At 64.6% G+C, this 26516-nt stretch carries 24 protein-coding genes and 1 riboswitch; of the genes, 15 read left to right on the top strand and 9 right to left on the bottom strand.

Annotation, left to right across the window (positions count from 1 at the left end):
• Positions 1-80: 80 nt before the first annotated feature.
• Entirely contained in the window at positions 81-650 is a 570-nt protein-coding gene (locus AB0323_RS18550) for a hypothetical protein (RefSeq protein WP_366178637.1), read from the bottom strand.
• 223 nt (positions 651-873) lie between these two features.
• On the opposite strand from AB0323_RS18550, the gene AB0323_RS18545 reads away from it, so the two are divergent.
• Positions 874-1692, top strand: a complete 819-nt coding sequence (locus tag AB0323_RS18545) for a sigma-70 family RNA polymerase sigma factor (RefSeq protein WP_366178636.1) — start codon at positions 874-876, stop codon at positions 1690-1692.
• Positions 1693-1730: 38 nt separating this feature from the next.
• On the opposite strand, the gene AB0323_RS18540 is transcribed toward AB0323_RS18545, so the two are convergent.
• Complete coding sequence (locus tag AB0323_RS18540) at positions 1731-3272, bottom strand: MFS transporter (protein ID WP_366178635.1); 1542 nt, start codon at positions 3270-3272, stop codon at positions 1731-1733.
• Between the two features lie 82 nt (positions 3273-3354).
• Between AB0323_RS18540 and AB0323_RS18535 the strand changes: the two genes are divergently transcribed.
• The 6 genes from AB0323_RS18535 to AB0323_RS18510 all read left to right on the top strand — a co-directional run bounded on the left by AB0323_RS18535 (position 3355) and on the right by AB0323_RS18510 (position 12264).
• Complete coding sequence (locus AB0323_RS18535; protein ID WP_366178634.1) at positions 3355-3903, top strand: TetR/AcrR family transcriptional regulator; 549 nt, start codon at positions 3355-3357, stop codon at positions 3901-3903.
• A gap of 188 nt (positions 3904-4091) precedes the next feature.
• A riboswitch (glycine riboswitch) is annotated at positions 4092-4189 on the top strand.
• Positions 4190-4350: 161 nt separating this feature from the next.
• Complete coding sequence (gene gcvP / locus AB0323_RS18530; protein ID WP_366178633.1) at positions 4351-7218, top strand: aminomethyl-transferring glycine dehydrogenase; 2868 nt, start codon at positions 4351-4353, stop codon at positions 7216-7218.
• Between the two features lie 13 nt (positions 7219-7231).
• Positions 7232-8365: a glycine cleavage system aminomethyltransferase GcvT gene (gene gcvT / locus AB0323_RS18525; protein WP_366178632.1), complete on the top strand. Its 1134-nt coding sequence runs from the start codon at positions 7232-7234 to the stop codon at positions 8363-8365.
• A gap of 541 nt (positions 8366-8906) precedes the next feature.
• Complete coding sequence (gene gcvH, locus AB0323_RS18520) at positions 8907-9290, top strand: glycine cleavage system protein GcvH (protein ID WP_366178631.1); 384 nt, start codon at positions 8907-8909, stop codon at positions 9288-9290.
• Positions 9291-9358: 68 nt separating this feature from the next.
• Positions 9359-10624: a serine hydroxymethyltransferase gene (gene glyA / locus AB0323_RS18515; RefSeq protein WP_366178656.1), complete on the top strand. Its 1266-nt coding sequence runs from the start codon at positions 9359-9361 to the stop codon at positions 10622-10624.
• A gap of 209 nt (positions 10625-10833) precedes the next feature.
• Positions 10834-12264, top strand: a complete 1431-nt coding sequence (locus tag AB0323_RS18510) for an L-serine ammonia-lyase (RefSeq protein WP_366178630.1) — start codon at positions 10834-10836, stop codon at positions 12262-12264.
• Here AB0323_RS18510 and AB0323_RS18505 read toward each other — a convergent pair.
• Positions 12245-12409 carry a hypothetical protein gene (locus AB0323_RS18505; protein ID WP_366178629.1) on the bottom strand — a complete coding sequence of 55 codons (165 nt, stop codon included), beginning with the start codon at positions 12407-12409 and terminating at the stop codon, positions 12245-12247. The two genes, AB0323_RS18510 and AB0323_RS18505, sit on opposite strands and share 20 nt — an antisense overlap.
• Before the next feature lie 230 nt (positions 12410-12639).
• On the opposite strand from AB0323_RS18505, the gene AB0323_RS18500 reads away from it, so the two are divergent.
• Positions 12640-13713 (top strand): peptidoglycan bridge formation glycyltransferase FemA/FemB family protein, encoded by a 1074-nt coding sequence (locus AB0323_RS18500; protein WP_366178628.1) that lies wholly within the window; start codon positions 12640-12642, stop codon positions 13711-13713.
• A gap of 78 nt (positions 13714-13791) precedes the next feature.
• Positions 13792-15270: a threonine/serine exporter family protein gene (locus AB0323_RS18495; protein ID WP_366178627.1), complete on the top strand. Its 1479-nt coding sequence runs from the start codon at positions 13792-13794 to the stop codon at positions 15268-15270.
• A 35-nt stretch (positions 15271-15305) separates the two neighbouring features.
• Here the strand turns inward: AB0323_RS18495 and AB0323_RS18490 are convergent, their stop codons facing one another.
• Both AB0323_RS18490 and AB0323_RS18485 read right to left on the bottom strand, forming a co-directional pair.
• The gene (locus AB0323_RS18490) at positions 15306-16145 is read right to left on the bottom strand and encodes a siderophore-interacting protein (RefSeq protein ID WP_366178626.1); all 840 of its coding nucleotides are present in this window, start codon (positions 16143-16145) and stop codon (positions 15306-15308) included.
• 15 nt (positions 16146-16160) lie between these two features.
• Positions 16161-16928 carry a uracil-DNA glycosylase gene (locus AB0323_RS18485; protein ID WP_366178625.1) on the bottom strand — a complete coding sequence of 256 codons (768 nt, stop codon included), beginning with the start codon at positions 16926-16928 and terminating at the stop codon, positions 16161-16163.
• Positions 16929-17104: 176 nt separating this feature from the next.
• On the opposite strand from AB0323_RS18485, the gene AB0323_RS18480 reads away from it, so the two are divergent.
• From AB0323_RS18480 to AB0323_RS18455, 6 genes are all read left to right on the top strand, one after another.
• On the top strand, positions 17105-17416 hold the full coding sequence (locus AB0323_RS18480; RefSeq protein WP_366178655.1) for a DUF3263 domain-containing protein: 312 nt from the start codon (positions 17105-17107) through the stop codon (positions 17414-17416).
• Between the two features lie 49 nt (positions 17417-17465).
• On the top strand, positions 17466-18086 hold the full coding sequence (locus AB0323_RS18475) for a LytR C-terminal domain-containing protein (RefSeq protein ID WP_366178624.1): 621 nt from the start codon (positions 17466-17468) through the stop codon (positions 18084-18086).
• Between the two features lie 139 nt (positions 18087-18225).
• A complete protein-coding gene (locus AB0323_RS18470; protein ID WP_059388209.1) occupies positions 18226-18429 on the top strand; it encodes a cold-shock protein in 204 nt (67 codons plus the stop codon).
• Positions 18430-18527: 98 nt separating this feature from the next.
• On the top strand, positions 18528-19796 hold the full coding sequence (locus tag AB0323_RS18465; RefSeq protein ID WP_366178623.1) for an ABC transporter substrate-binding protein: 1269 nt from the start codon (positions 18528-18530) through the stop codon (positions 19794-19796).
• 297 nt (positions 19797-20093) lie between these two features.
• Positions 20094-21722 carry a chaperonin GroEL gene (gene groL, locus AB0323_RS18460; protein ID WP_364539338.1) on the top strand — a complete coding sequence of 543 codons (1629 nt, stop codon included), beginning with the start codon at positions 20094-20096 and terminating at the stop codon, positions 21720-21722.
• Between the two features lie 231 nt (positions 21723-21953).
• The gene (locus AB0323_RS18455; protein ID WP_366178622.1) at positions 21954-23033 is read left to right on the top strand and encodes a ribonuclease HI family protein; all 1080 of its coding nucleotides are present in this window, start codon (positions 21954-21956) and stop codon (positions 23031-23033) included.
• A gap of 78 nt (positions 23034-23111) precedes the next feature.
• Here AB0323_RS18455 and AB0323_RS18450 read toward each other — a convergent pair whose 3' ends face one another.
• The 4 genes from AB0323_RS18450 to AB0323_RS18435 form a co-directional block, all read right to left on the bottom strand.
• The gene (locus AB0323_RS18450; RefSeq protein WP_366178621.1) at positions 23112-23402 is read right to left on the bottom strand and encodes a WXG100 family type VII secretion target; all 291 of its coding nucleotides are present in this window, start codon (positions 23400-23402) and stop codon (positions 23112-23114) included.
• A 151-nt stretch (positions 23403-23553) separates the two neighbouring features.
• The gene (locus AB0323_RS18445) at positions 23554-25035 is read right to left on the bottom strand and encodes a HAMP domain-containing sensor histidine kinase (protein WP_366178620.1); all 1482 of its coding nucleotides are present in this window, start codon (positions 25033-25035) and stop codon (positions 23554-23556) included.
• A 2-nt stretch (positions 25036-25037) separates the two neighbouring features.
• A complete protein-coding gene (locus tag AB0323_RS18440) occupies positions 25038-25748 on the bottom strand; it encodes a response regulator transcription factor (RefSeq protein ID WP_059388206.1) in 711 nt (236 codons plus the stop codon).
• 81 nt (positions 25749-25829) lie between these two features.
• Entirely contained in the window at positions 25830-26465 is a 636-nt protein-coding gene (locus AB0323_RS18435; protein WP_366178619.1) for a LysE/ArgO family amino acid transporter, read from the bottom strand.
• Positions 26466-26516: the final 51 nt, after the last annotated feature.

Genomic DNA, 26516 nt, shown 5'->3' with positions numbered 1-26516 from the left:
TTTACGCCTACGATGCAAACCCGAACTCGGGACAGCCAAGCTTTATTCTCTTGCACACTGTCGTCCATCGGTAGCCCTCGCTACTCCAAGCCCAGGAACCCCTTGAGGAGCGGCAGCGAGCAATCCCGAGTCGCGGCCAGGGCCCGCTCGATATTGGCGTTTTCCGCAAGCAGCGTCAGGTCATCCGCCGTGTCGGCCTGCGCCCCCACTCCAGGTAACACTGGGTCCATGATGTCGCCGGGCAGCACAGCGCCAAGCGGCGGGTTCCCGGCTCCGTGTGGCCCCTTCAGGAGAGCCTCCACGTTGGCGGCCGCGGTTGTTTCCACTTGCTTGAGCAACACGACCAGCTCACGGTGGTGTTCCTGCAGCAGTTCGGGCCAGATCCCGGGCGGGGCCGCTGAAGTGATCATCGGCAGCGTGGCGTTGGCCGACAGGCTCCATTCGATGGCCAGGGCAGACGACTCGATATTCCGGGCAAGGGTGTCGAACCGAAGGTGTTCCAGGACCTTTTCCACGTCGGCGGCAGTGAATTTCAACCAAGGCCAGTTTCCTGCCCGAACGTGCAGCAACTGTGTTTCGAGCCGGTACAACAGCAGTTCCAGCTGTCTCCGCTCGCGCCACAGCATCGCCGATAGCTCATCCGCCCCCACGGTTCCCCACTCCCTGGTTTGGCCTTCGGAACATGATTCCGAGGCCTCTTTTCTATCTTTTTCATGAGCGTACACGCATTGTTATTTTCCAGATGATATGTTCACTGAATACATGTCTGTTCCATGTAATCTTCGGCACGTTGCACCGTCTCGGCAGCTGGCCCATGAAGTCCCTGGAATCAGGCTTGGCAACTCAATAAACAGGTCTCATGGGGGGACTAATTTGAATCGCGAAGAACGCAACGAGTTGGTGCTGCAGCACTTGCCGCTCGTTGGCTACTTGGTGTCGGAGCTCTGCGCGAGAGCTTCTCATTTGTCGCGCGACGATTTTGCATCGGTAGGGTCCGTAGCGTTGATAACGTCTGCCGATTCCTTCGATCCGAACCTCGGAGTCCCCTTCGGCGCATTTGCGCGCCGCCGCATCGTCGGAGCTTTTGCGGACGAGATGCGGGCCAGCGATTGGGCCACGCGATCTGCGCGCAAACGCATCAAGGAAACCATGTCGGTCCAGGAAACGCTGTCCGGCGTACTTGGCCGCACGCCTTCGGTCGCCGAAACCGCGTCAGCCCTGGGTGTCGAACGCAGCGTGGTGGAAGCCGCCCTGGCCGACGCCGCACGCACCCTGTCGCCGCTGGACGACGTCGTCGTGGACACAGTCGCCGCGGACACGATCTCCCCGGAGCACTCAGTCCTGGCCGATGAGCGCCTCAAGTACCTTCGCGCCGCCGTCGCCGCCTTGCCGGAAAAGATGCGTTACGTCGTCGAGGAGATCTACTTCGGGGGGCGGACCGTCAAGGAACTGGCCGAGGAACTCGGTTCCACGCACGCGGCGGTCTCCCAACAGCGCGCCGAGGGCATCCGCCTCATGCGCGATGGACTTTCCGCGCATTACGCGGACGATCCCGAGCAATCCTTCGAGCCCCAATCGCGCATTACTGCCCGACGCCGGCACGACTACCTCTCGACGCTTGCCACCGCTACCCTGGGCGGAATTACCCGTAGTTTCAGTTCGCCTGATGCTGCCTTGAACCGGGCCGTCTAGACTTCACGAGTCCTCGATGCCCGCAAGGCAGCCTTGGCCTACTTTGCGGTCGGCACGCGGCGAAGCACGACGGCGGCAAGGACTGCCGCTCCCGCCATCAGTACCAGCCCGATCGCTGCCGTGATGTGGACGCCCGATTCAAAGGCGGCACGAGCGGCGCCGGCCAGGGCGGCGCCCAATGGTTGGGGCAGCGCGGCCGCAACATCCATGGCTCCGGCGAGCGTCTCCCGCGAGCGTTCGGCTGCGTGGCCGGACAATTCGCCCGGAAGCAGCAAGTGGTGCTGGTAGGACGCTGTCAGGATGGAGCCAAGCACGGCCGTGCCCAGCAATGATCCCAGCTCGTAACCTGTTTCGGAGATCGCCGACGCCGCACCCGCCTTGTCGGCGGGGACCGCGCCGAGGATCATGTCGTTGGAGATGGTCTCCGCCGAACCGACCCCTATCGCCAGCAGCAGGAGTGCCGTCAAAAGGTACCCGGGCCCCTGGCTGTGGTTGCCCAGGGCGGCCACGAGGTATCCAACGGCGCTCAATGCCAGCCCCGCTGCCACCACCAGGCCCGGGCGGATCCGCTTGACGAGTGGAACAACCACCAGGCCCGCCACGATGGTGGCCAGCAGTGCCGGAACTATCGCGATACCCGCCTGCATGGGGGATTGGCCTTCCACGAGCTGCAAGTGCTGCGCGAAGAAGTAGATGAAGCCCGTCATGGAGAACAGGGACAAGACGTTGGCCGTGATAGCAGTGCTGAAGACCTTGTTCCGGAAAAGCCGTACATTCAACATCGGCGACGCCAAAGTGCGCTGCCTGCGGACGAAGACGATTCCCATGGCTAGGCCGAATGCCATGAAGGCCGCGGGACCAGGGCCGAAACCGTGCACGGCGGCCTCTTTGATGCCATAAACCACGGGGGCCATCGTCAGAATGGACAGCACGACGCTGGGAACGTCCGGCTTGCCCGGGTTGCGATCCTTGGATTCAGGGATGAGGAACGGGCCGAAGGCGACCAGGGGCAGCAACAGTGGCACTGCAACCAGGAACACGGCTCCCCACCAGAAGTGCTCCACGAGCCAGCCACCGAAGATCGGCCCGAGCGCGGCGCCGCCGGAAAATCCGGCGGCCCACACGGCGACGGCGAGCCGACGGCGGTTCGGGTCCGGGAAGATGTTGCGGATCAAGGACAGCGTGGACGGCATGAGCATGGCTCCGAAGATGCCCATGCCGGCACGTCCGGCGATGAGCCATTCAGCCGACGGCGCGAAGGCGGTGGCCGCGGAAACGGCGGCGAACCCCGTGCTGCCGATCAACAGCAAGCGGCGGCGGCCGATCCTGTCTCCCAGGTTGCCCATGGAGACCAACAGTGCGGCGAGGACAAGCGCATACGCATCAACGACCCACAGGAGCTGCACGCCCCCGACGTCGAGCGAACGCGCGATTTCCGGCAGGGCAAATGTCAGCGCCGTATTGTCCACAGCCACCAGCAGCACGGGGAACATCAGGAGTGCCAGGGCAGCCCAATCGCGCCACGGGGCGGATTGGATCGAAGGAGTGCGGGGGTGCTGGGTTGTGGACGGGCTGAACATGGAGATAACTGTACCGTCTGGACGGTATAGTTTCAATTCAACTCATAAAATTACCACATCGAACTAAGGGATGATGGACACCATGCCGCGAAAACCTATTGCCCGGGACGCTGTCCTGGATGCCTTTGAAGCCCTGCTGATCGAGGTGGGGGAGCGGGCTGCCACCCTGGACGCCGTCGCCAAGCGCGCAGGTGTCTCCAAGGGCGGCTTGCTCTACCATTTCCCGAACAAGGAAGCCATGATCAGTTCCTTGCTCGAACGCATGGACGGGCTGGCCGCACTGGACATCGAGGCAATGAAGACAGCCCCCGAAGGCGCGGCCGCGTTCTTTATCAAGTCGTCCCTGTGGGCGGATACTCCCTTGGACCGGGTGTTTGTAGCGGCCACGCGGCTCGCGGAAGTGGCCCATGAAGAAACCCGCAGGCGTTTCGCCGGGATCCAGCAACAATGGCTCGACGTGCTCGCCGAGGAAGTGGGGCCCGAAATGGCCAAAGCGGTCCGGTATATGGGCGATGGACTTTACTTCAATGCGATGCTTGAAGGCGGCGCCGGTGATACGGAAGTCAAGGCCAGCGCGAGGAGCGCCGACGTCGGAGCGCTGCTGGCCGCCGTCGAACGCCTCCGTAACTGACCGGCGGCCCAACTGACTCGCAGTAGATGTCGTTTTGAGGCTCCAAAACGACAATAAGTGCCAGTCAGTTGGGAAAGTCGGGCGGCTCGGCGACCATATTTGCGGACGCGGGCAGTCCATAGGACAATTGGTAGTTGTGGCAGCCGTCACCGGCAACCACTGTAGATTCACATAACTGAATACGCCTTTGATCTGCGGCGGGAGAGTCCTGCAGGCATGTGATGCAGGCGCCGTAGGAGCAAATCCTCCCCAGGAATCTCTCAGGCCCCCGTACCGCCGCGGCAAGGCAACTCTGGAAAGCAGCACGCTGACGCGTGCTCACCGACGGTGCAAGCGAACGAGTGCCACAAGCACGGATTCGCGGAAACTCTCAGGTCCAATACAGAGCGGGGAGGAACCCGATTAGCTGTGGCGTACCCTGCGCCGCCTTATTAATGGAGTTCCTTCGTGACGGTTAGCTCAACCTCCACTACGTTCGTAGACCGGCATATCGGCGCCCGCCGCCAGGCCGACATTGACATCATGCTCAAGTCTGTTGGCTACGACAGTGTCGATTCTCTCGTGGACACCGCGGTTCCCAATGACATCCGCCAGGACGTCGCCTTGACCCTCCAGAACGCCCTCAGCGAGGTGGAAGTCCTGGCCGAACTTCGCAAGCTGGCGGCCAAGAACAAGACGGCCGTGCAGATGATCGGCCAGGGCTACTACGACACCGTCACTCCGCCGGTGATCCGCCGCAACATCCTGGAGTCCCCGGCCTGGTATACGGCCTACACCCCGTACCAGCCGGAAATTTCCCAGGGCCGCCTCGAGGCGCTGCTTAACTTCCAGACCATGGTCCAGGACCTCGTGGGCCTGCCGATCGCCAACGCTTCCCTGCTGGATGAAGCCACCGCGGTGGCCGAAGCCGTCCTCATGATGCGCCGGGCGAACAAGGACAAGTCCGCCCATGACGGCAAGACAGTCCTCGACGCCGACTGCCTCCCCCAGACCATCGCCATCGTGAAGGGCCGCGCCGAGGCGCTGGGCTTCGAGGTGGAGATCGCGGACCTGTCCCGGGGCCTGCCCGACGGCGACATCAACGGCATCGTGCTGCAGCAGCCTGGCGTTTCCGGCCGGGTATTCGACCACTCCGCCGTGATCGCCGCCGCGAAGGAACGCGGCGCCCTGGTCACGGTCGCCGCGGACCTGCTCGCCCTGACCCTGATCACGCCTCCGGGCGAGCAGGGCGCCGACATCGCCGTCGGCTCCACCCAGCGCTTTGGCGTGCCGCTGTTCTTCGGCGGCCCGCATGCCGCGTACATGGCGGTGCAGAAGGGCTTGGAGCGTTCGATGCCGGGACGTCTGGTGGGCGTTTCCAAGGACGACGCCGGCACTCCCGCCTACCGCCTCGCCCTGCAGACCCGCGAGCAGCATATCCGCCGCGAGAAGGCGACGTCCAACATCTGCACCGCGCAGGCCCTGTTGGCGATCGTGTCCTCGATGTACGCCGTCTACCACGGCCCCGATGGCCTGAAGGCGATCGCCGAGACCGCCCACAACCACGCCCGGACCCTGGCCGCGTCCTTGACGGCCGCGGGCGTTGAGGTCCTGCACGGCAGCTTCTTCGACACCGTCACCGTCCGGGTCCCGGGCAAGGCTGCCGGGATCGTCGCCGCCGCCGAGGCCAAGGGCATCAACCTGCGCGGCATCGACGCCGACACCGTGGGAATCTCTGTTGACGAGACCACGACGGCGGCCGTCCTCGCCGACGTCGTCGCCGTCTTCGGCGCCACTGTGTCCGGTGACGGCGAGGGCTTCGCCCTGGAGGCCGCCGTCGAGCGAACTTCGGACTACCTGCAGCACCCGGTGTTTAACACGCACCGTTCCGAAACCCAGCTGCTGCGCTACATCCGCAAGCTGTCGGACCGGGACCTGGCGCTGGACCGCACCATGATCCCGTTGGGTTCGTGCACCATGAAGCTGAACGCCACCGCCGAGATGGAAGCCATCTCCTGGCCGGAATTCGCCTCGATCCACCCGTTCGCCCCGGATTCCCAGACCGAAGGCTGGCGTGAGCTGATCACGGACCTGGAATCCCAGCTGACCGAGATCACCGGTTACGACCAGGTTTCCATCCAGCCCAACGCCGGTTCCCAGGGCGAACTCGCAGGCCTGCTGGCCATCCGCGGCTACCACCACTCCCGCGGTGACCTCCAGCGCAACGTCTGCCTCATCCCGGCTTCCGCCCACGGCACCAACGCCGCCTCGGCAGTGCTGGCCGGCATGAAGGTGGTGGTGGTGGCCACCGCAGCCGACGGCACCATCGACCACACCGACCTGCAGGCCAAGATAGACGCCAACAAGGACGTCCTCTCGGCCATCATGATCACCTACCCGTCCACGCACGGCGTGTACGACGCCGACGTCCGCGAAATCTGCGACTCCGTGCACGCTGCCGGCGGCCAGGTGTACGTTGATGGCGCCAACCTGAACGCCCTGGTGGGCTTGGCCCAGCCGGGCAAGTTCGGCGGCGACGTGTCCCACTTGAACCTGCACAAGACGTTCTGCATCCCGCACGGCGGTGGCGGACCGGGCGTGGGGCCGGTCGCTGCCAAGGCGCACCTTGCACCGTTTATGCCAGGCGACGCTAACAAGGCAGCACACGAAGACGGCGCTTCTTTGCCAGGGACTGGCGTTGCGATTTCCGCCTCCCGCTACGGCTCCGCGGGTGTGTTGCCGATCTCCTGGGCCTACGTGAAGCTCATGGGCGGCGAAGGCCTCACCGAAGCCACCAAGTCCGCGCTGCTTGCCGCGAACTACATCGCCTCGCGCCTGAACGAGTACTTCCCCGTGCTCTACACCGGCGAAGGCGGACTCGTGGCCCACGAGTGCATCCTGGACCTGCGCGAACTGACCGCCAAGACCGGCGTCACCGCGGAGGATGTGGCCAAGCGCCTCATCGACTACGGTTTCCACGCCCCCACCCTGGCGTTCCCGGTCGCGGGCACCCTGATGGTGGAGCCCACCGAGTCCGAGGACCTTGGCGAGATCGACCGGTTCATCGAAGCCATGATCACCATCCGCAAGGAAATCGACCAGGTCGCCCACGGGGACTTCACGGTGGAGAACAGCCCGCTGCGCCACGCACCGCACACCGCGGCCGCCGTCGTCTCCTCGGACTGGAACCGTGAGTACTCCCGCGAGCAGGCCGTCTTCCCGGTCCACCACCTCAAGCAGGACAAGTACTTCCCGCCCGTGGGCCGCATCGACGGCGCCGCAGGCGACCGTAACCTGGTCTGCTCCTGCCCTCCGATCGAAGCCTTCGAGAACTAAAGGACTCCTCACGATGACTGAGAACTACACTGCGCTCTACGAAGAGCACAAGAAGCTCGGCGCTTCCTTCACCGATTTCGGTGGCTGGCAGATGCCCCTGAAGTACTCTTCCGAACTGGCCGAGCACCACGCAGTCCGCCGGTCCGCAGGCCTGTTCGACCTTTCCCACATGGGCGAAGTCTGGGTCACCGGCCCGGAAGCCGCGGCCTTCCTGGACTACGCCCTGGTCGGCAAGATCTCCGCCATGTCGATTGGCAAGGCCAAGTACTCGCTGATCTGCCAGGAAGACGGCGGCATCATCGATGACCTGATCACCTACCGCCGCGGCGACGCCAAGTTCCTCGTGGTTCCGAACGCCGGCAACGCCAAGGTCGTGGCCGAGGCGCTGGCGCAGCGGGCGGCGGACTTCGACGTCGTCGTCGAGGACGCCTCCGCGGCAACCTCGCTGATCGCCGTCCAGGGCCCCAAGGCGGAGGAAATCCTCCTCCGCCTGGTCCCGGCGGAACAGCACCCCCTCGTCACCGGGCTCAAGTACTACGCCGCCGTCGAGGTGCCCTTCACCTTTGCCAGGAACACCACGGAACTGCTGCTCGCCCGCACCGGCTACACCGGCGAGGACGGCTTCGAGATCTTCGTGGACAACGACGACGCCGCGGCCCTGTGGCAGGCAATCGCCGCAGTTGCCCGGGACGGCGAGCTGATCCCCGCCGGCCTGGCCTCCCGCGACTCCCTGCGCCTGGAAGCGGGCATGCCGCTCTACGGCAACGAGCTCTCCCGCGAAGGCAACCCCTTCTCGGCAGGCCTGGGTCCGGTAGTTTCGCTCGCCAAGGAAAGCGACTTCGTGGGCCGCGCCGCCCTGGAAGCCCTCAAGGCTGAGGGCGCCGGTTCCACCAGCGGCCGCAAGCTCGTGGGCCTCAAGGGCCTCGGCCGCCGCGCCGGCCGCAGCCACTACCCGGTCCTCAAGGACGGCGTGGTGGTGGGCGAAGTCACCTCCGGCCAGCCCAGCCCCACCCTCGGCTACCCGGTCGCGATGGCTTACGTCGACGTCGAACACGCCGAGCCCGGCACGGCCCTGGACGTGGACCTGCGCGGAAAGGCCGAGCCGTTCGAAGTTGTCGCACTGCCTTTCTACAAGCGCGCCAAGTAGGTTTCGAGTGGCTCGCGGCTCCGCTGGGTGGGGGACCGTGGTTGCGTTTGGCCCGTCGGGTCCGACATCCTCTGCATGCTCGGTCGCGAAGACGCCCGCTGGGCGGACGTGACGCTCCCGCAGGGGCCCACACCGTCCGGGTTCCCTGACCGAGCTTGCGAGGTTAGGGGGACGGTGGGGACGCATGCTGCCGGATGCCGGCACCCGATGGGGCCGTGCACGTCACCTTCGAAACAGCTCACCTCGGGTTCAGTTTCAGTCCGGCACCTTTGGCTCGCTTTCGAAGGCCAAAGGTGCTGGATGATGAGCCACCTACCGCAGGTTGGGCCCGCGGGAACCACGGGCCCATAACTAAACCCGAAAGGGCCAGCGTTCTTTTCCGGAACTGTTGGCCCCGAAAACTGAACTGACTTCTAGCGGCGGGAGTGAGGTATCCGGCAGCATGCGTCTAAGCGAGGAACGAGCGAGCATGCAGAGGATGGCGCACTCGCGCCGCTTCACCCGACCACAATTTGTTTTAGACCAACCCAAAGGAAAAAACATGGCAAAAGTTGCACCTGAACTGCAGTACTCCGACGAGCACGAGTGGGTTGCCCGCGAAGCCGGGAACCTTGTGTCTGTCGGTATCTCCGCCGTGGCCACCGATGCCCTCGGCGATATCGTGTACGTTGACTTGCCCGAGGTCGGTTCCGCTGTGACTGCGGGGGAGACCTGCGGCGAGGTGGAGTCCACCAAGTCCGTTTCGGACCTGTACTCCCCGGTGACGGGCGAGGTCACGGAAGTGAATTCCGCCGTCGTCGAGGATCCTGCCCTGATTAACAACGATCCGTATGGTGCCGGCTGGCTGTTCAAGGTGGCCGCCGAGTCCGACGGTCCGCTGCTTTCTGCGGAGGAATATGCTTCCAAGAACGGTGGCGAGCTGTGAGCGCGGCAACCGGGGCCGCGGGCACCGGAACCACCGCTTTCGAGCAGGTCGTTTCGCCGAGCCTGGACATGGTGTTGTCCGAGCTGGATCCGGAGATCGCGGCGAAGATCGACGACGAGTTGAACCGACAGCGTTCGGGCCTGGAAATGATCGCCTCGGAGAACCACACTGCCGTGGCTGTCATGCAGGCGCAGGGCTCGGTGCTGACCAACAAGTATGCCGAGGGCTACCCGGGCAAGCGCTACTACGGTGGCTGCGAGCACGTGGACGTCATCGAGCAGCTCGCGATCGACCGGGTGAAGGCCCTCTTCGGTGCCGGGTACGCGAACGTGCAGCCGCACTCCGGTGCCCAGGCAAACGCCTCGGTGATGCACGCCCTGATCAAGCCGGGCGACACCATCATGGGCCTGAACCTGGCCCACGGCGGGCACTTGACCCACGGCATGCGGATCAACTTCTCCGGCCGCCTGTACAACGTCATCCCGTACCAGGTCCGCGAAGAGGACCACCGGATCGACATGGCCGAGGTGGAGCGCCTGGCGCTCGAGCACAAGCCGGCCCTGATCGTGGCCGGCTGGTCCGCCTATGCGCGCCAGCTGGACTTCGCCGAGTTCCGCCGGATCGCGGACCTGGTGGGCGCGTACCTCATGGTGGACATGGCGCACTTCGCGGGCCTGGTGGCCGCCGGGCTGCACCCGTCCCCGGTCCCGCACGCCCACGTGACGACCTCGACGACGCACAAGACCCTCGCCGGTCCGCGCGGCGGCATCATCCTGACCAACGACGCCGACATCGCCAAGAAGATCAACTCCGCGGTCTTCCCGGGCCAGCAGGGCGGACCGTTGGAGCACGTGATCGCCGGCAAGGCCGTGGCCTTCAAGATCGCCGGCTCGGAAGAGTTCAAGGAACGCCAACAGCGCGTGCTGGCTGGCGCCCGGATCCTGGCCGAACGCCTGGTCCAGCCCGATGTCACCGCCAAGGGGATCTCCGTGATTTCCGGCGGCACCGACGTGCACCTGGTGCTCGTGGACCTGCGCAACTGCGAACTCGACGGCCAGCAGGCCGAAGACCGGCTCGCGGCGATCGACATCACCGTCAACCGCAACGCCGTTCCGTTCGACCCGCGCCCGCCCATGGTGACCTCCGGCCTGCGGATCGGCACCCCGGCACTGGCCACCCGCGGTTTCGGTGAAGCGGCGTTCCGCGAGGTTGCGGACATCATCGCCGAGGCACTGACCGCCGACGCCGACGCCGACCTCTCCGGCCTGCGTCACCGCGTGGAGGCACTCGCCGCCGCGCACCCGCTCTACCCGGGCGTTGCAGCGCTTAGCTGACCGTCTCTTCTGGGCCGTTGGGTCCGGCAAACTTGTCGGAACCAATGGCCCGTCGGGGCCGGCATCCTCTGCGGGCTCGGTCGCGAAGACGCCCGCTGGGCGGACGTGACGCTCCCTTAGACGCCCGCTGCCGGATGTCGGTCCCGAAGGGGCCGCGCTGCTCACCTCCTCCACCGTCCCCGACCATTTATCTAGTAAGGAATCCGACAATGGCTGTTGGCGTCTTCGATCTTTTCTCTATTGGGATTGGTCCTTCGAGTTCGCATACCGTGGGGCCGATGCGTGCTGCGGCGGTGTTCGCGGGCGAGCTGAAGGAGTCCGGCGCCCTTGAACGGGTGGCCTCCCTGCGCGTTGACCTGTACGGTTCGCTGGCTGCTACGGGCCGCGGGCACGGCACCATGACCGCGGTGCTGTTGGGCCTGGAGGGCTTCCACCCCGAGGAGATCCTCCCCGAGGAAGTGGAGGAACGGCTCGCCTCGATTGCCGAAACCGGTACGCTGAACCTTTGCGGCGCCGTCAATCCCGAGTCCGGGGTGTCGCTGCCGTACGGCGAGTCGGACATGATCCTGCACCCGCTCACGGTCCTTCCCCGGCACACCAACGGGATGAAGTTTTCCGTTTCCGACGCCGACGGCGAGGTGCTGCACGAGGCTACGTTCTTTTCCGTGGGCGGTGGATTCATCGTCCGCGAAGGCGAAGAGGACGCGGCCCAGAAGGAACTGGATGAGTCCAAGAAGGAACTCCCGCTGCCTTTCCGCACCGCCGCCGAACTCATGGGCCGGTGTTCCTCCAAGGGGATGGGCATTTCGGACATCATGTTCATCAACGAGCGCGCCTCCCGGACCGAGGAGGAAATCCGCGAGGGGTTGCTGCACATCTACTCCGTCATGGAGGCCTGTGTAGAAAAGTCCCTCAAGCGCGAAGGCGTGCTGCCTGGCGGGCTGAAGGTCCGGCGTCGGGCTCCCGACTGGCACGAGCGGCTCCTGAAGGAAACCAAGGACCAGGACCCCGACTACCGCGACCCGAAGTACTGGCAGGAATGGGTGAACCTGATCGCCCTGGCAGTGAACGAGGAAAACGCTTCGGGCGGCCGAGTGGTCACCGCGCCGACGAACGGTGCAGCCGGGATCATCCCCGCCGTGCTGTACTACGCCCTGCACTTCGCCCCCGGCATGGACAAAGCCACGCAGCAGGACCGCGACGAGACGATCGTGAAGTTCCTGCTCGCCGCGGGCGCCGTCGGGGTCCTCTACAAGGAGCAGGCCTCGATCTCCGGAGCCGAAGTGGGCTGCCAGGGCGAGGTCGGCTCCGCCTCCTCGATGGCCGCCGCCGGCTTGGCCGAAGTCATGGGCGGCTCGCCTGGACAGGTGGAGAACGCGGCGGAGATCGCCATGGAACACAACCTGGGACTGACCTGCGACCCGATCGGCGGACTCGTGCAGATCCCGTGCATCGAACGCAACGCGATCGCGGCGGCGAAAGCCATCAACGCCGCGAAAATGGCGCTCTGGGGCGACGGCACCCACCGCGTCTCCCTGGATGAGGTCATCGTGACCATGCGCGAAACCGGCAAGGACATGTCCTCCAAATACAAGGAAACCGCCATGGGCGGACTCGCGGTCAACGTCGTGGAGTGCTGACGCCCGCGTCCTGACATTCGAGGCTGCGGGTACCGGACGGCCAGGCCGGGCCCAGCAGTGCGGCGGATGCCATGGCAGCGAAGACCGACCAAATGCTGTTGCTGCGGCCGGTGGTGAGCGGCGGAATGGGGCGGTAGACAATCATTGTGTCCTCCTGGTTCGGCACTTGTGATAACCACTTTCCACTGCCTGAATAGTTGCGGACTTTGGGGAACCTTTGCCCTGGCTGTGAGAAACCGAAGGGGCCCCACATGGTGGCGTTGGAACCGACCAGGCTGTAGCTCTCCGTGGGGGCCGATAGACTTGTGGGTGAACGCCTGCGCCGCACACCGGTGCCTGCTGCCTCACGTACGCAACTGATTGGACACGGCCCCCTTGCGAGAATTTACCGCACGCTTTGCCACCGCCGAGGAAATCGAACACTGGGACAAGCACGTCACCGCCAACCCCAACGGCGGCAACCTCCTCCAATCCGAGGCATTTGCAGACGTGAAGCAGCATTTCGGCTGGAAGCCGTTGTATCTCGTCTACGAGACCGAGGCGTACAACAGCTACAATCTGGTCCTGGAGAAGTCGTTTCCACTGCTCGGCAAGCTCTGGTACCTCATCAAGGGCCCCGACGTTGCCGGCGTCGAGGACATTCCGGGGATCATCAAGGCCAACCGGGAATTCGTCAAGCGGGCCAAGCTCGGGGTTTTCGCCGTGAAAATCGAGCCGGACATCGTCCTCAGCAGCGAAGCCCGGGACGTGATCGAGGCTACGGGAGTGGTCAAGACCCCGAACCTGCAGCCGAACGACTCCACAGCCCTGCTGGACATCTCTCCCGACGAGAACCAGCTGCTGCGCAACCTGCATTCGCGCGGCCGCAACGCCGTTCGCAGGGCCATCCGCGAAGGCGTCGAAGTCCACACGATGGAACCCACGGAAGAGAACTTCCGTTCCATGTACGCGCTCATGACCAACACCGTCGAGGCCAAGTCCCAAGTGCGGGTCCGTGAATACGGGTATTACCGCCAGTTCTGGACCAACTTCATCGAGCGCGGCCAAGGCAGGCTCCTGTTCGTCTTCGAAAACGGTGTCCCATCCGTCGGAGCCTTCGTCATCAACTATGGCCGGAAGGGCACCTACAAGGACGGCGGATCGCTGCAGAAGCGCGCGCAGTACGGCGATTCGCATTTGGTCCAGTGGACAGCCATCAACCAGGTCAAGGAGCTGGGCTGCACTGAGTACGATTTCTGCGGCACTCCGCCGGCGGACCGGCTCAAAGACACCTCACATCCATTCCACGGACTTGGCCTGTTCAAGACCAGCTTCACAAAGACCGTCACCGACTTTGTCGGGTGCTACGACCAAGTCATCAGCCCGCTGAAGTACAAGCTCTGGACCGCTGCCGGGGAACGTATCGCACGGCAGATCTACACCCGCCGCACGGGCCAGCAGTTCTACTAAAATCGCGGCACCACCCCGGCCGCTGCATGTGCACGACACCATACTTGGAGGAACCACGCCCTTTGGAGGATCACCCGCGTGACTGACCGCCCCGACAATAGGCCCAACACGGACGGGTTGCCCAAGACGCAGCCGCTGAAGCCATCCCAGGTGCGCCAGAACGTCAACGCCAAGCGCATGCTTCGCAGGCTCGTGCAGAGCGAGAATCCTCCCACCGCCCCCCTGAGCATCGTGGACCGCCTGGCGGGCAGTCCCTATGCCAATCCCATCATCCACGTGGGCGGTGTTGACGCTTCGGCCCGCAAGACCATCGACTTCGCGCTGCACATGGCCGAATCGATGTTCCGCTATGGAGCCGGTGCCCTGGAAGTCGAAACCAGCATCATCGCGGTCACGGCGGCACTCGGGTTGAAGAACATCGAAGTGGACATCACCAACCAGTCAGTCCAGATCAACTACGCACCCAAGGACCAGACCCCCCTGACCCTGCTCCGCGTCGTCCGTTCCTGGACCAACAACTACGCAGGTTTGGCCCAGGTGCACCAACTCGTCACGGACATCGTGGCCGGCGGGGTGGGCAGGGCCGAGGCCGTGCGGCGGCTGGATGACATCATCCGGAGCAGCAAGCCCTTCCCGCGGTGGATGGTCACCATGGCATTCGGCGTCTTCGCCGCTGTTTTCGTCGGGGTGCTGGGTGGGGGACTGGGAGCATCCGCCCTGGCTTTCGTCTCCAACATGCTCGTCAATCTCGTGGCCCGTCAACTGGGCAAGTGGCGCACTCCTGACTTCTTCGTGACCGCGGCCTGCTCCTTCCTGGTCACGTTCATCGCCCTCATGCTCCACTGGGCCGGCGCGGACATTCCGCCGTCCATCGTCGTGGCGGGCGGCATTCTCCTGCTCTTGCCAACGGGCCGGCTCGTCTCTTCGGTGCAAGACGCCATCAACGGATTCCCCGTGACTGCGGCCGGACGTTTCCTGTCCACCATCCTGACCTTCGGCGCGATCGTTGCGGGCATCGCCGTCGCGGTGGTTGTGGGCGACCTCATCGGCAGCGTCGCGATCGACGTCACGCAAACATTCCCCGAGGCGTATCCATTGTGGGGCCAGGCCATACTGATCGCCATCGGGGTCATTGCCATCGGCATCACCGAACAGACCCTGCTCAAACTCCTGCTCCCGACCGCGGCAGTGGGCTTGGTGGGTTACTTCGTCTTGTGGGGGGCTTCCACCCTTGGCTTCGGAGACCGGCTCTCGCCGGCGATTTCCGCCGTGGTCATCGGCCTGCTCGCCCGGATGGTGGCACTCAGGCTCGGGGCGCCGCAACTGGTGGTGGCCGTTCCCGCGGCCCTCATCCTGCTGCCCGGCTTGAAGATATTCCGTTCCATGTATGTCTTGACGGTGCAGGAAGCGGATGTCCTGCTGGGTTCGGGCGGCATGCTCAACGCGGGAGCGATCGTGCTGGGTGTGGCCGCAGGGATTGTGCTGGGCGACAACCTCGCCCGGCCGCTGACCAAGGGACTGGCCAGCAACGAGCGGCGCCGCGTCCGTCGGCGGTAGCCCGCCAGCAGACCGAACGCCAAAGCGCCAGGCGGTTAGATCTGTCCGATCGGGAGTTTCTTCTCGGCCTGGAAGTCGTCCTCCACCCGCCCCTGGGCCCAGTATCCGGAAAGCGAGACCTGGGAACGCTCCAGCCCGCGCTGCTTGAAGAAGATGTCCCGCAAGCCCTTCATGTAGCCGCGCTCACCGTGCGCAAACACGTCGACCCGGCCGGGCAGCCACTCTGCATCGCCCAACGCATCAAGGAGGATGGTGCTTGATCCGGCCGGGACTCCGGAGCGAAGCAGCCAGCGCAGCTCCACACCGTCGGGCGCCTCGATAGCAAGGATGTCGGCGTCGCTATCGACTTCGAGGAAAGCAAGGCCCTTGGCGTCGGCCGGCAGGGATTCGATCGCGGCGGCAATCGCCGGCAGCGCGGCGTCGTCGCCCGCGAAAAGGTACCAGTCGGCGTCGGGCGCCGGGTTGTAGCCGCCGCCGGGACCCGTGAAAACAAGGGTGTCTCCGGGCTGGGCTGAGAGCGCCCACGGGCCGGCGAGGCCCTCGTCGCCGTGGACCACAAAGTCGATTGCCAGTTCCCGCGCGGCCTGGTCCACCCAACGGACGGTGTAGGTGCGGGTGTAAGGCCACTGTGCGCGGGGCATGGTCTCGCGGATGGCCCAAAGATCAAGGGGCAGCTCATAGTCGACACCGGGCTGAGGGAACACGATCTTCACATACCGGTCCACGAAGTCGATGTTCGCGTAGCCGGCAAAACCGGGTCCGCCAGCAATGATGCGCACCATGTGGGGCGAAAGCCGTTCCGTGCGCAGCACAGTCAGGTTCACTTGCGGGCGGGTATTGCGGGACGCAGACGACGTCGCGGGCAAAGATGTCATGTAGGCAAGCCTAAGCTAGGGCAGTGCTGGAAGCTCCCAGATGACGGGATCTGCGCCTTGCCTGCGGAGCAGTGCGTTGGCCCGGCTGAAAGGGCGCGAGCCGAAGAATCCCCGCGAGGCGGACAGTGGACTGGGGTGCGCGGAGGAGATCACAGGGGCGCCTTCAAGCAGCGGCAGTACGGCTTCTGCGTCCTTGCCCCACAGGATCGCGACGAGCGGACTCTGCTGCCCGGCAGCGGTGCGGCGGCGGGCCACGGCGGTGACCGCCGCCGTCGTGATCGCCTCCCAGCCTTTGCCCCGGTGGGAGCCGGCCGCACCGGCCGCGACGCTGAGCACCCTGTTGAGGAGGAGTACTCCTTGGCCCGTCCAGGCCGAAAGATCGCCGTGGACGCGCGGCGGGAGCCCGAGATCGGACTCCATCTCACGGTAGATGTTCGAGAGGCTGCGGGGGATGGGCCGGGTTGGCGCGGAAACCGCGAAGGAGAGCCCGACGGCGTGTCCCGGCGTCGGGTAGGGGTCCTGGCCCAGGATCAGCACCTTGACGTCTGCCAGAGGCTGCCGGAAGGCGCGAAGGATGTTGGACGCGGCAGGCAGGACATGGGTTCCGCGGCTGGCCTCGCCCGCCACGAAGGCCAGCACCGAGCGCAACTCGTCCTCGACGCCGGAGAGCGCGTCAGCCCAGTCCGGGGCCATGAGGTCCTCCAGGGCCATTCCGGGGAGTGCCTCGAATCCCGCAGAGTCATCCTCGGATTCAATCTCAAATAACGCTTCTTCGCCTACCACCCAGCCATTGTCCCTGTCCTGAGTCCCCTCGAGGAAATGGGCTACCAGGGAAAGCGGCGCCGGGGAAGGCGGCGGGGCAAATGAAATCGGTGTTATTCGCCCGTTACCATGGGCGGGGGACATTTTCAGTCAATGCGTCGAAGGAGTGTGTCGTGGCAGAACCCGCACGGGAACCCATGGCGTCCGAAGCAACTGGATTGGTGCTTGAAGACCTGTCCGCCGGACTCCGCAACGATTCGCCGCTCGGCGAGCGCGAACAGCAGATGCTGGCCCTGGAGAGGCAATGGTGGAAGTACGCCGGGGCCAAGGAACAGGCCGTCAGGGAACTCTTCGATCTCTCCGCGACCCACTACTACCAGCTGCTCAATGCCCTCATCGACACTGAGGAAGCATTGGCCCACGATCCTATGCTGGTCAAGAGATTGCGTAGACTACGTATGTCACGGCAGAGGGCCCGCACCGCGCGTCGTCTCGGTTCTGACGCATAGAGCACCCGCTGATCCCCCAGCAAGCAAGCAGCAAGGACAAGGCTTCACCATGACCAAATTTGCCCGGGATGAATTCGACCGTGTCCCGCAGAGCTCATCGCGGCAAGGTGTCCACAGGCTCGTCGCGTCCGCTTCCCGTCCCGCGCTGTGGCCGGTGCTGCTGCTGGGCGGCATCGCGCTGGCTGTCGGCCTCGTTGCCTTCCTCATCCTTCCCAAGCTTGGCTTCACCTCGTCGACGACGCCGCAAGCCGTCGTCAGCGCGGACGCCTCCAAGCAAAGCGCCGCGGCGTCACCTTCCGCAAACAGCTCTGCGCAGGCATCCAGCCAGCCGAGCCCGAGCGACACACCTTCCAACCCGCCGACGGCCACTACAGCCACACCTAGCACGGCGCCGTTGGACAAGACAGCGGCAGTCGCGGTCTACAACGGCACCACCACCGGCGGCCTGGCTGCCCGCGTGGCCGGCATCGTGCAAGGCGGGGGCTGGCCATTGGCAACCGTCGCAAACTGGGGCGGCATGCCCCAGCAGACGTCGTCGGTCTTCTACAAAGGCGCAGCCCAGAAGGGCAACGCCGAAGCGCTCGGCAAATTGCTGGGCATTTCCAACCTTGTGGACAGCGCCGAATTCCAGCAGCCCGTGGTTGTCATTCTGGGCCCCGGCTACAAGTAGCAGCCCGGTTACGCCTCAATAACATTGCGGCTACCCCCACCCAAGGTTGCGCTACGGCAACGTGACTGTGGTTACAGTAGTTGTGAGCCGGCCCGGAGATCCCGGAAGCCGGCCACTGCTAGTTGAAAGTGTGGGGATCATGGCTTTGGGAACCGTCAAATGGTTCAATGCCGAAAAGGGCTACGGATTCATCACCGTGGATGAGTCCGGTGACGACATTTTTGTGCATTGGTCTGCCATCCAGATGGATGGCTTCCGTGCGCTTGAAGAAGGACAACGGGTCGACTTCGAACTGGGCGAGGGCCAGAAGGGCCCACAGGCAGAAAGCGTGCGGCTTATCTAGTGGGTGTTGCGGCAACAGGGCAGTCCTGGCCTTTTGGAACCCGGCCCCTTCGAGGACGCCGGTCCCGGGTAGTTTCCCTTCTTGCAGGCTTTGCAGCCTTGGCCCTTGGACTGGCCGGATGTTCGGCCCCCATCGGCAACGCCAGGCTCAGCTCCGTTACCCCGAGCGGCGACGGCGTCCTGCGCATCGGCGTGATTCTGGACAATACCGGTAGCTCCGCATTCCTCAACGAGTCCGAGCTTGCGGCGGCCAAGCTGGCTGTCAAGCAGATCAACGACGCAGGCGGATACAAGGGCCACCCTGTCGAGTTGCTTCCGTCATCGGCCGTCGGCGAAGGCAGCGGCGCTAGCCAAGGGGCCAGGGCGGCGGCCTTCACTGCCGATGCCGCGGCGCAAGCCAAGGCGCTGCTGTCGGCCCACGCCGACGTCGTTGTGGGGCCGACGGATTCCAGCCACGCTCCCGCCGCCATCGATGTGTTGTCTCCAGCCCGGATTCCGCTCATCTCGCCTGCAAACACGGCGTCGGGGCTGAGCAGCTACAAAAACGGTGGCTTCTACTTCCGGACCTCGGCCGCTGATGCCGCGCAGGGCAGCGTCTTGGCGAAGCTGGCCCACGACGCCGGTGCCAAGAGGATTTCCGTCCTCCACGAAGCCGGGGACTACGGCACGCGCGTCTCCGGAGCGGTCATGGACGCCGCCCGCAGCCTTGGCATGAACGCGGTGTCCAACGCGGAATTCACGCCGGGCAAAGCAGCCCCCGCCGCGGCGGGCATCAAGTCGGGCACGCCGGACGCCGTCGTCGTGGTTGCCCGTGACGGTGCCCAAGGCGCCCTGGCCGAGCTGCTGAGCGCGGGGCTGAGCGGCAAGAGCCTGATCCTGAGTGACGGCGCCATCCGCCAATACGGAACAGCGCTCGGTGCCGGTGGCCTCGACGGCGCACGCGGAATTCTTCCAGGCGTCTTCCCGAGTGCGGAGTTCCAGGCCGGGCTGACCGGGATCGACCCCCAACTCAAGGACACGACGTATGCCGCCGAAACGTACGACGCCGTCACCCTCGCGTCGCTTGCGGCCGCAGCGGCGGGCGACGACGCCGGTGGCTCGATCGCGGCCTGGCTCACCACGGTGTCGGGCGGGACGCGCCCGGCGTCGGGCGACGCGGCAACGAAAGAGCGCACGTCCTGTGCGTCATACAAGGATTGCCTCGATCTGCTGAAGGGGGCCAGGCTCCCGGATTACGACGGCGAGTCCGGCACCATCGGGTTCGACGCCAACGGCGACGTTACCTCGTCCAATTACATGGTCTTCACCTACGGAGCCGACAACACTGCGCGGGTGAGTGGCAAGGAGACTGCTTCACGGACTCCGTGATCGGGTTGTGCCTGGAGCGAATTCGCTTGGCGTGGCGAGCACTTTCCTGCGCTTTCTGCTTGCACTCTCCTCGGGTGAGTGCTAATTATTGATTAGCACTCTCAAGCACTGACTGCTAATTCTTCACACGGCTCCGGCCGTATGCAAGCAGAGGGTGCTTGGGAGAACAAAGAAAACCTTGCTGGGGTGAGATCCGGAGCAGGCGGCGTACAGAGGCCGAATGTGAAGGATCGTCCGTCGCGGGCACCGCAGTGAAGGCACCTTCTTAACGACTGTCCCGAAAGGACTACCGCCGTTATGGCCAAGATCATTGCATTTGATGAAGAGGCGCGCCGCGGTCTCGAGCGGGGTCTGAACACCCTCGCCGACGCCGTCAAGGTCACCCTCGGCCCGCGTGGACGCAATGTCGTCCTCGAAAAGAAGTGGGGCGCTCCCACGATCACCAACGATGGTGTTTCCATCGCCAAGGAGATCGAGCTGGACGATCCTTACGAGAAGATCGGCGCCGAGCTGGTCAAGGAAGTTGCCAAGAAGACCGACGACGTCGCTGGCGACGGAACCACCACCGCCACCGTGCTTGCCCAGGCCCTCGTCAAGGAAGGCCTGCGCAACGTAGCTGCCGGCGCCGACCCGCTGTCCCTCAAGCGCGGCATCGAGAAGGCTGTTGAAGCCGTTATCACCGAGCTGCTCGCCTCCGCCAAGGAGATCGAGACCAAGGAAGAGATCGCAGCCACGGCTTCCATCTCTGCCGGCGACACCGAAATCGGTAACCTCATTGCTGAAGCCCTGGACAAGGTCGGCAAGGAAGGCGTCATCACGGTCGAGGAGTCCAACACCTTCGGCCTGGAGCTTGAACTCACCGAAGGCATGCGCTTCGACAAGGGTTACATCTCCGCATACTTCGTCACCGACGCAGAGCGCCAGGAAACGGTCCTCGAAGACCCGTACATCCTGATCGTCAACTCCAAGATCTCCAACGTGAAGGAACTCGTTGCGGTCCTAGAGAAGGTCATGCAGTCCAACAAGCCGCTGCTGATCATCGCCGAAGACATCGAGGGCGAGGCCCTGGCCACCCTCATCGTCAACAAGATCCGTGGCACCTTCAAGTCCGTCGCCGTCAAGGCTCCGGGCTTCGGTGACCGCCGCAAGGCACAGCTCGCCGACATCGCTATCCTCACCGGCGGCCAGGTCATCTCCTCGGAGGTCGGCCTCAGCCTCGAGAACGCAACCCTCGAACTGCTCGGCAACGCCCGCAAGGTTGTTGTCACCAAGGACGAGACCACCATCGTCGAAGGTGCCGGCGACGCCGACGCCATCGCCGGTCGTGTTGCACAGATCCGTGCCGAGATCGAGAACTCCGACTCCGACTACGACCGCGAGAAGCTGCAGGAGCGCCTGGCCAAGCTGGCCGGCGGCGTTGCAGTCATCAAGGCCGGTGCCGCAACCGAGGTGGAGCTCAAGGAACGCAAGCACCGCATTGAGGACGCTGTCCGCAACGCCAAGGCTGCCGTTGAAGAAGGCATCGTCGCCGGTGGTGGCGTTGCCCTCATCCAGGCTGGCGCGAAGGCATTCGCCAACCTGCAGCTCGAAGGCGACGAAGCAACGGGCGCCAACATCGTCCGCGTTGCCATCGACGCTCCGCTCAAGCAGATCGCTCACAACGCTGGCCTCGAGCCGGGCGTTGTCATCGACAAGGTCCGCGGCCTGCCGTCGGGCCACGGCCTGAACGCCGCAACCGGCGTTTACGAGGACCTGCTGGCTGCCGGCGTCAACGACCCCGTAAAGGTCACCCGCTCGGCTCTCCAGAACGCTGCCTCCATCGCTGGTCTGTTCCTGACCACCGAGGCCGTTGTTGCCGACAAGCCGGAGAAGAACGCTCCGGCCATGGGTGGCGGCGACGACATGGGCGGCATGGGCGGCTTCTAAGCTCCCGCGCCGGCTCACCAGCCACACGCACGACGACGGTCCCCACTTCAGGTGGGGGCCGTCGTCGCCGTTTAACGACGCCCGCTCACCTATGTCGGGTTTGGCCCGACGCTCGCTCACCTATGTCGGGTTTTGGCCCGACGCTCGCTCACCTATGTCGGGTTTTGGCCCGACGCTCGCTCACTGCCTTGCGGTCCGGGAGTGTCGGGATGGTCTGGCAGGATGGAAACCATGACGATTATTGCTGCCGCCGATGGTTCTGCCCTCGGCAATCCCGGGCCTGCCGGTTGGGCCTGGTACGTGAACGACTCTTGCTGGAGGGCTGGCGGCTGGCCGCACGGAACCAACAACCAGGGCGAGCTCATGGCGGTGCTTGACCTCTTCCGGTCCACGGCACACGTTCCCGATGAAGAGTTGAAGATTCTTTGCGACAGCCAGTACGTCATCAATTGCATCACCAAGTGGATGCCGGGGTGGAAGCGCAAGGGTTGGCGCAAAGCGGACGGAAAGCCCGTCTTGAACGTCGATCTCCTCAAGGACATCGATGAGGCCATTGTCGGCCGAAAGTACACGTTCGAGTGGGTCAGGGGCCACGCTGGCCACGAGCTCAACGAGGCTGCCGACGATCGCGCCCGTGCGGTCGCCACGGCGTTCCAGCAAGGAACGGCCGCTCCTGCCGGTCCGGGCTACCCGGGAGCTGGTGAAGCTGCACGATCCTTGCCCCGAACCCCGTCAGTCCGCACGTCGTCAGTCAGGACAGCGCCTGTGGAGGCGCCCTCGCTTTTCGACGACGACCAGGACGACGCTGATGCCCTGGATGAAGACCTCACCTTGTTCGGCGGTCAGGACCTCTTGAGCGGGTCGTCCTTGCCGAACGCGGCGACGGCGTCCACGGAGGCGGAGACGTTCATCGAGCCCACTTTGTTCGCCGGCGACGACGAAGAAGCGGACCTTGGCCAGCCCGGCGGGCGTTCCGACGAGGAAACGGTCATTCTTCTTGAGAAGGAGCTCCTGAGACCCGACGTCAGGGGAGACCTTGGGCGTACGGGGATCCTGCTCCACCCGGACTTCACTGAGATTGGCAGCTCCGGACGTGTCTGGTCCCGCGACGAGCTCATCATGGCGTTGGAGGGCGATCCAGGCGACACCGCGGAGGTGGAGATGATTTCCGCAGAGCGCATCTCCAGCAACACCATGCTGCTCAACTACAGAAGTTACGGGCGGACCGGCGCGGCATTGCGGAGTTCGATCTGGTTGCTGGAGGACGGCCGCTGGCGGTTGCGCTTCCACCAGTCGACGCCGGAGAAGTAGCGGCGGAAAGCGACCTTGAAAACAACGAGATCCCGGCGAGCAGATTAGCCGCCCGCCGGGATCTCCCAGCCTCAGTTCCTAGTAGCTGAACCGCTGGGTGTTGCCTTGCTCGGCCTGGAGGTAGCTTGCCGCGGCGGAGGACAGGGCCAGGTTGATGGATGCAAGCGAGGCCTCCACCTTGTTCTGGGTCAACGTCCACTCGGAGACGAGGGCCTGGAAATTGTTGGCCGCTGATCCCTTCCAGGTGGCTTGGAGTTCGTCCAGGCCACGTTTCATCGCTTGGACGTCGGCGCTGATGCGATCCACGGTGGCTTTGACGTTGGCGGACTTGAGCTGGAGCAATTCGGTATCGACGGAGATAACGCTCATAGGGCGTGGCCTTTCGACTAAAGGGGGTCCGGCACGTGCGGCTGGCTTGTGGTCCACACAACGAGCCTAGAAGCCCTCTCATGGCCCAGGCAGAGCCGAATCTCCGTATGTGGACAACTCGCTACATCAAGACGCCCAGCGTAGAAAACTGTTAGTCGGAGATTTCCGCCTCGGCAACACCGGCATCTTCAGGCACCTCGGACATGTCGTCCTGGAAGGGGAGGCTGACAACCAGGGTGGCCCCGCCGCCGTCGGTCTCTTCGACCCTGACGGTGCCGCCGTGGGATCCCACAATTGCCGCGACAATCGCGAGGCCGAGCCCGCTGCCGCCGGTCTCCCGCGTTCGCGAAGTGTCCGCCCTGTAGAAGCGCTCGAAGATCCGGGGCAGCTCCTCGGCCGGAATGCCGCTGCCGTGGTCCCGCACCTCGAGAACGGACATCGGACCGGCGGGAGTGTTCCGCACCCCGACGGCGAGCTCGATCGGTGTTCCTTCGGGTGTGTATCTCAGGGCGTTGCCCACCAGGTTTCCGAGCACCTGCCGAAGCTTGGCCTCATCACCCTGGACAGGGGCAGCCGCTGCCGCTCCGCCGTCGAGCCCCGTGAGCGAAATCTTCCGCTCGCCGGACGTCGCGAGGGAGTCCACGACGGCGTCGTTCGCCAGCAGGTGCAGATCCACCGGCTTGAGCTGCAACGGACGTTGTTCGTCCAGGCGGGCGAGCAACAGCAGGTCCTCCACCATGGAACCCATCCGTTTGGCCTCGCTCTCGATCCTGCCCATGGCGGTGCCCACGTCTTCCGGCGTGGCAAGTGCGCCGTGGCGGTAAAGCTCGGAGAAGCCGCGGATGGTGACCAAGGGGGTGCGCAGCTCGTGGGAGGCGTCGGCGGCGAATCGCCGCATCCTGGCCTCGGAGGCCGCACGGGCCGCGAAGGACGACTCGATATGGGCGAGCATCGCGTTGAGGGACGCCCCCAGGCGGCCGACTTCGGTGACCGGGTTCTCGACCTCGACGCGGCGTGAAAGATCACCGGCAGCGATAGCGGCCGCCGTCTTTTCGACGCGCGCGAGGGGGCGGAAGGAACGTGCAACAGTCCAGGTGGCGATGAAGAACGCGAGCACCAGGGTCAGGAGTCCGACGCCGACCACCACGAGGGTGGCGTGTTCCATGACTCTGTCAACGGGGGAGAGGGGCAACCCCACGATCACCACCGCGTTTTGCCCGGTCCGGTTGTCCACGACGTTGACCGCCACCACACGCCAATTGCCGCCGGCAGTGCCACCCACTTGGAAGGGTGCGTAGTTGCGGTCCTTGGCCTCAATCGGGCTGATGCTGGCGATATTCGGCCGATCGGTCTTGCTGCCGCCGAACGGATAGGGCGGCTGTCCCTGGACGTAAAGCGTCAAGGAATAGTCGGTGGGCACGGCGGGGCTCGCCTCAGACAGGTTGGCAAAGGATTGCTGCTGCTGGGCGGTCTGGACGGCAGCCTTGAGCTTGTCATCCACTTGCCCCTGGAGGTAGCTCTTGACGAGCGTCAGCGTCCCGGCGCCCGTGGCGGCCAGTGCAAGGAGCAGCAGCCCCATGATGATGGCGACCAGCTGCGACCTGAGGGAGGCCGACTTCCAACGGTTGAACAAGGTCAGCGCTTCTCGGCCGTCCGCAGTACGTAACCGACGCCGCGCTTGGTCTGGATCAAGGCAGTGGCATCCGGGTCAATATCCACTTTGCGCCGGAGGTAGGAGATGTAGGACTCCACGATCGAGGCGTCGCCGTTGAAGTCGTATTCCCAAACGTGGTCCAGGATCTGGGCCTTGGAAAGCACCCGGTTCGGATTCAGCATGAGGTATCGCAGCAGCTTGAACTCGGTGGGCGAGAGCTCGATGATGGTGCCGCCGCGGCGGACCTCGTGCGCGTCGTCGTCGAGCTCCAGGTCATCCACGCGGATGACCGCGTCGTCGTCTTCCATCGGCTGCGTGCGGCGCAGCACCGCGCGGATCCGCGCCACTACTTCGTCGAGGCTGAAGGGCTTGGTGACGTAGTCGTCGCCGCCCACGGTCAGGCCGGTGACCTTGTCTTCCGTGTCGTCCTTGGCAGTCAGGAACAGGACGGGGAAGTGCTTTCCGGCGGCCCGAAGGCGGCGGGTGACAGTGAACCCATCCATATCGGGGAGCATGACGTCCAGGACCGCGAGGTCCGGGGCGTGAAGATCGGCGGCAGCGAGCGCTTCGCGGCCGTTTGACGCCGCAACGACCTCAAAGCCGGCAAAACGCAGCGAGGTGGAGAGCAGCTCACGGATGTTGGGTTCGTCGTCGACGACGAGGAGCTTGGCTTCGGGGCCGTTCTTTTTCATACCATTCATGATGCTCCCAGTTTCTGGGAGTTGACTGGATGCTTGTTGTGAGAATTATCGGGGTGATGGTTGTGGTCCGCGTTAGCTGCCGAGCGCCAGCCCGACGCCGAGTCCCACCATGGTGACGGCAATCCCGCCGTCGAGGACCCGCCAAGACGCAGGGCGCGCAAAGAAACCACGGAGCAGTTTCGCGCCGAACCCGAGTGAACAGAACCACAGAATACTGCCCAGCATGGCTCCGGCGCCGAACCACCACTGCAGCCCGGGCCCTTGCGCGTTCGCCACGGATCCCAGGAGCAATACGGTGTCCAGGTAGACGTGGGGGTTGAGCCAGGTCAGTGCCGTGACAGTTGCCAGCGCTGCCGCCAATCCGCCTCGAGCGGAGCCCGGGGGCCCGGGCTCAGCGGATACGAGCGATTGCGGCTTGAGGATCCGCCGCGCCGCCATCACCCCGTACGTGACCAGGAAGGCGGCGCCGACGTAACGGAGAACGACGACGGCGGCAGGCGCCGCGGTGAGCAGGGCTCCTGTCCCGAGCACTCCGGCCGCGATGAGCACGGCGTCCGAGATGGCGCACACGGCAACGATGGCTCCGACATGTTCGCCGCGGATTCCTTTCCGGAGGACGAAGGCATTTTGGGCGCCTATGGCAACAATGAGGGCAAGGCCTGTGCCGAGGCCCAGGCCTGCAGCGTGGAAGACATCGGGGGAGTTCATGCTTCGAGGCTAGGTTTTGCCTTCAACATTAGTCCAGCTAAATATTCTTAG

Source organism: Arthrobacter sp. NPDC080031, from assembly GCF_040702485.1.
GTDB lineage: Bacteria > Actinomycetota > Actinomycetes > Actinomycetales > Micrococcaceae > Arthrobacter.
The sequence above is the reverse complement of the archived record's forward strand: the minus strand, read 5'-3'. Positions and strand labels throughout refer to the sequence as shown.

Coding starts and splice junctions, on each gene's coding strand:
- AB0323_RS18475 (WP_366178624.1), top strand. CDS start 17,466: ATGACCAAATTTGCCCGGGATGAATTCGACCGTGTCCCGCAGAGCTCA.
- AB0323_RS18470 (WP_059388209.1), top strand. CDS start 18,226: ATGGCTTTGGGAACCGTCAAATGGTTCAATGCCGAAAAGGGCTACGGA.
- AB0323_RS18540 (WP_366178635.1), bottom strand. CDS start 3,272: ATGTTCAGCCCGTCCACAACCCAGCACCCCCGCACTCCTTCGATCCAA.
- AB0323_RS18435 (WP_366178619.1), bottom strand. CDS start 26,465: ATGAACTCCCCCGATGTCTTCCACGCTGCAGGCCTGGGCCTCGGCACA.
- AB0323_RS18490 (WP_366178626.1), bottom strand. CDS start 16,145: ATGACATCTTTGCCCGCGACGTCGTCTGCGTCCCGCAATACCCGCCCG.
- gcvH (WP_366178631.1), top strand. CDS start 8,907: ATGGCAAAAGTTGCACCTGAACTGCAGTACTCCGACGAGCACGAGTGG.
- AB0323_RS18480 (WP_366178655.1), top strand. CDS start 17,105: ATGGCGTCCGAAGCAACTGGATTGGTGCTTGAAGACCTGTCCGCCGGA.
- glyA (WP_366178656.1), top strand. CDS start 9,359: ATGGTGTTGTCCGAGCTGGATCCGGAGATCGCGGCGAAGATCGACGAC.
- gcvT (WP_366178632.1), top strand. CDS start 7,232: ATGACTGAGAACTACACTGCGCTCTACGAAGAGCACAAGAAGCTCGGC.
- AB0323_RS18510 (WP_366178630.1), top strand. CDS start 10,834: ATGGCTGTTGGCGTCTTCGATCTTTTCTCTATTGGGATTGGTCCTTCG.
- AB0323_RS18505 (WP_366178629.1), bottom strand. CDS start 12,409: ATGATTGTCTACCGCCCCATTCCGCCGCTCACCACCGGCCGCAGCAAC.
- AB0323_RS18440 (WP_059388206.1), bottom strand. CDS start 25,748: ATGAAAAAGAACGGCCCCGAAGCCAAGCTCCTCGTCGTCGACGACGAA.
- AB0323_RS18455 (WP_366178622.1), top strand. CDS start 21,954: ATGACGATTATTGCTGCCGCCGATGGTTCTGCCCTCGGCAATCCCGGG.
- AB0323_RS18450 (WP_366178621.1), bottom strand. CDS start 23,402: ATGAGCGTTATCTCCGTCGATACCGAATTGCTCCAGCTCAAGTCCGCC.
- AB0323_RS18535 (WP_366178634.1), top strand. CDS start 3,355: ATGCCGCGAAAACCTATTGCCCGGGACGCTGTCCTGGATGCCTTTGAA.
- groL (WP_364539338.1), top strand. CDS start 20,094: ATGGCCAAGATCATTGCATTTGATGAAGAGGCGCGCCGCGGTCTCGAG.